General features: G+C 61.2%; 1 protein-coding gene. It reads right to left on the reverse strand.

The features are described from left to right. The coding region (locus JF66_RS18575) for an ABC transporter substrate-binding protein (RefSeq protein WP_035880337.1) at positions 1-560 on the reverse strand (560 nt) is incomplete at both ends.

The following is a 560-nucleotide window of genomic DNA, read 5'->3' on the forward strand; positions in this document are numbered from 1 at the left end:
GCTTGGGAACGTCACCCCACCACGCCGGGTTGCGGGTCAGCGTAACGACCTGACCGGTGGTGTCGATGTCGGAAATCATGAACGGGCCGCTCGAGGGCATCGGCGATGTCACGTATCCGGTGTTGAACGCTTCTGGCGTCGACGCCACAACGGCGGGCAGGATGCCCGGAACGTCAGCGAAGATGGATGCCCAGTCTGCGTTCACCGCGCTGAACGTCACGGTGAAGTCGAAGTCGCCCTCGATCGGCTCGATGGCAGAAATCTCTTCCCAGATCGCGGTCGACGCCGGCTGGTAGGCCTCGTTAGTCCCGTTCATCGCGCCCCAGGTGGCTGCGTAGTCTCTGTAGGTGATCGGGGTGCCGTCTTCCCAGACCGCGTCGGGGTTGAGCTTGATCTCGACGACCTGAGGATCTTCGCTGATCAATTCAACGCTCGTGGCGTAGTTCGTGTTGAGTTCAGGTGTTCCCTCCTCGCTGATGTCGTAAACGCTGCCCGTCGTGAGAGCAATCGTGTTGTTGGTGTCGACCTCATTGCCGTCCACCTGCGCGGGGTTCCAGTTC

The organism is Cryobacterium sp. MLB-32 (genome assembly GCF_000738085.1).
Taxonomy (GTDB): Bacteria; Actinomycetota; Actinomycetes; order Actinomycetales; family Microbacteriaceae; genus Cryobacterium.